Raw genomic sequence first — 3,420 nt, forward strand, 5'->3', positions numbered from 1 at the left:
CCGCCGTAATAGTGGGTTTTGGCCTGTCCCACGCCCACCTGTTCCATGAGCGGATGCTGCTTGAGGTCGAGGCGGGGGCTGTCGGTGTGGGCGCTGATGAGGCGGATGCCTTCGGAAAGAGGCTTGCGGCCTCTGCGGGCCACGAAAATGGCCTTGCCGTGCAGGGCCTGCCAGCCCTTGCCGGTGCCGAAGCCTTCCGTGTATCCGGCGTCTTTCAGACGGGCGATCACGCCGTCCACGGCTTCGCGTTCGGTTTTGCAGTCGGAAATGAAGCGGATGTAGTCGTCGGCCAGCGTCGTCATGGCCCGGCGGTCTTCGGCCGAGCGATAGACTTCCCAGCCGGATTTGGAACAGGATGCAAGTTCGTCCATGATAACCTCGATAGGAAAATGGAATGATGTGCAAAGGTTGTCGTGCCCTGACGCGGCGCACTTGCGGAAAAAACGTTTGTTTTCCCCAAAAAAGACGGTTCGCCTCGGGCAACGCATAAAAAATAAGTACGCGGACGCGTTGCGTCAAATGCCGTGAGTCCGCTCAGGGGTCGGGCGGATGGAAGACAAAAACGAAGCGCCTCGCCGGGGAGACGAGGCGCTTTTGTATGATCAGTCTTCGTGCAGCAGCGCTTCCTTGAGCGCCCGGGAGGCATCGGCAAAGTCGTCGTCTTCCATGGTGCGCGGGTCGAGCTGGAAATACGGGCCTTCCAGTCTGCCCACGACCGGGGGCTCGGTGGAGAGCAGGCGCATTTTCAGATGCGTGGCCGAACCCTTTGCCGGATGCACGCACACGAGCGTGGTGGGCATGCCCTGTTCGGGGAAGGAGCCGCCGCCCACGCGGGAGAAATCGTCCTTGAGCGAGCAGACGGCGAGGCCGTCGAGTTCGCGCGAAAGCAGGGCGGCGAGCTTCTCGGCGCGGCGTCTGAGCTCTGCGGGATCCATGCTCATGCGCCGCACCGTGGGAATCGCCTTGCGGGCCGTTTCCGGATCGCGGTACAGCCGCAGCGTGGCTTCCAGCGCGGCAAGGGTGAGCTTGTCGCAGCGCAGGGCGCGCAGAAGCTGATTCTTCTTCATCTGATCGACATAGACCTTGCGGCCCACGATGATGCCCGCCTGAGGTCCGCCGAGCACCTTGTCGCCCGAGAAGGTGACCACGTCGGTGCCCTGACGCAGCACTTCGGGCACGGTGGGTTCGTCGTGCAGGCCCCAGCGGGAGAAATCCATGAGACTGCCGCTGCCGAGATCTTCGAGCATGGGCAGCTGATGGGCGTGGGCGAAGTCGGCGAGTTCATTGGCGGGCACGCTGGAGTGGAAGCCGATGATGCGGTAGTTGGAAGGATGCACCCAGAGCACGGCGCGCGTGTTTTCGGAAAGGGCGCGCTCGTAGTCGGCAAGGTGCGTGCGGTTGGTGGTGCCCACTTCCCTGAGCGTTGCGCCGCTGCGCTCCATGACGTCGGGAATGCGGAAGCTGCCGCCGATTTCCACAAGCTGCCCGCGGGAAAGCAGCACTTCGCCGCCCTTGCACAGCGTGTCCAGCATGAGCAGCACGGCCGCGGCGTTGTTGTTCACCACGAGCGCCGCCTCGGCTCCGGTGAGGGAGCAGAGCAGCTCTTCCACAAGGCTGATGCGGCTGCCGCGCTCTCCGGTTTCGAGGTCGAATTCCAGATTGCTGTAGCCGGACGCGGCAATGTACACGGCTTCCTGTGCCTCTTTGGCCAGCACGGAGCGGCCGAGATTGGTGTGCACCACCACGCCTGCCCCGTTGATGACCCGGCGCAGCCTGGGCCTGTCCTTGCGGGCGACGAGCGCTTCAAGACGGGGCTTCACGGCGCTGGGGCTCAGGGCGGCTTCATCCGTCACACGGCCGGAGCGGATGTCTTCGCGCAGTTCGTCGAGCAGGGCGCGGGAGCATTCCAGAAGCACGCTGTGCGGCGTGGAGGGAAAGGAGTCCTCCAGCCAGCGGAGACACGCGTCCACCGAGGGAAGAAAACGGAAAAGTGACGACATGGATTCTCCTCATAAGACGGAATCCCGCCGAAGACAGCGCTTCGGACGGGATCCGGGAAAAGCCGTTCAGCGGACGCTTTCGGCAGGCTTGAGCAGGGAAGGCCAGAGGCTGAACAGTTCCGAAAGCAGATACAAAGAGCCGCACACCAGCACGGGCCTGCCGCCGGCAGCCTTTTCTGCGGCGGCGAGCGCCTCTTTCAAGTCCGGCAGGGCAACGGCGTTGTCGCCGAGCAGCGCGGCCAGCGTTTCCGGCGAGGCGGCGCGGGGATTGTCCTGAATGGCGGGCACGAACAGAGGTTTGTCTCCGGCCAGCTTCTTCACCAGCGCGGTGAGCTTTTCCGGCTGCTTGTCGGCAAGGCAGGAGAACACCACGGCTCCGGGGCGCTCATTCTCGCTCATGCCTTCCACGGCGGTCAGAAGGGCCGTCATGCCGTGCGGATTGTGCGCGCCGTCCAGCCACATGGCGGGATGTCCTTCTCCGGCGGGCGCAAACTGCAGTCTGCCGGGAATGAAGGCGCGGGAAAGTCCGAGGGCAATGGTGTGTGCGTCGGTCTTCCAGTGGAAGCGCTGGCACAACATGACCCAGGCCAGCACTGCCGTCTGCGCGTTCATGCGCTGATGAGCGCCGCGCAGGCCGAGAGTCACGTCGTCCGGCAGCACGGAGCAGGCCTTCAAATCGTCGGGCAGGCATTCCCACAGAGCCTTGCCCGCTCTGGTGCCGTCGCAGCCTTCCGGCGTGGGGCAGGAGCACAGGGGAATGCCCAGTTTCTCCGCCTTGGACAGGAGTATGCTGCGGGCTTCTTCCTGCTGGGGTGCGCTCACGGCCAGGGAGACGCCCGCGCGCAGGGCGTCGGACTTGTCGTCGGCAATGGCGGCGAGGGTGTCGCCGAGCACGTTCATGTGATCCATGCCGATGGGGGCGAAGCACACCATGTCCACAGGCAGGGACGTGGTGGCGTCGTAGCGGCCGCCGAGACCGGCTTCAAAGATCATGAGATCGCTTTCGCTGGTCTGGAAGGCTTCGGCCGCCATGACGGTGAGCAGCTCGAAGTAGGTGAGGTCCTTTTCCACTTCCACGGCGCTGTCCGAGAGAGCGGGCCACACGCGGCGGGGCAGCATGGTGTGATTGAGCTGAATGCGCTCTTCCGGCCAGACGAAGTGCGGCGAGGTGTAGAGCCCCACGTTCATGCCGTGGGCCATGGCTATGGACTGCAGAAACACGGACGTCGAGCCCTTGCCGTTGGTTCCCACGACCTGCACGGCCGGACAGCGGAACTTCGTCAGACCGAGCGCGCGCAGGGAACGTTCCATGCGGCCGAGGCCCATGTCCATGTGGAACATGCCCAGGGAATCGAGATGACGCAGCACTTCCTCATAGGAGTGGAAGGGCGCGGAAGCGGACAGCATGCAGCAGGAAGGC

General features: G+C 64.3%; 2 protein-coding genes and 1 pseudogene. All 3 read right to left on the bottom strand.

Features of this window, described 5'->3' with window-relative positions; translation table 11 throughout:
* A pseudogene (locus tag ACZM96_RS10250) lies at positions 1 to 371 on the bottom strand (aminopeptidase); the annotation flags it as partial.
* A 231-nt stretch (positions 372 to 602) separates the two neighbouring features.
* On the bottom strand, positions 603 to 2,000 hold the full coding sequence (gene selA / locus ACZM96_RS10255; RefSeq protein WP_489488919.1) for an L-seryl-tRNA(Sec) selenium transferase: 1,398 nt from the start codon (positions 1,998 to 2,000) through the stop codon (positions 603 to 605).
* A gap of 66 nt (positions 2,001 to 2,066) precedes the next feature.
* A partial coding sequence (locus tag ACZM96_RS10260; RefSeq protein WP_489488920.1) for a bifunctional folylpolyglutamate synthase/dihydrofolate synthase occupies positions 2,067 to 3,420 on the bottom strand: 1,354 nt, incomplete at its 5' end.

It is taken from the genome of Mailhella sp. (assembly GCF_057866825.1).

Coding starts and splice junctions, on each gene's coding strand:
- selA (WP_489488919.1), bottom strand. CDS start 2,000: ATGTCGTCACTTTTCCGTTTTCTTCCCTCGGTGGACGCGTGTCTCCGC.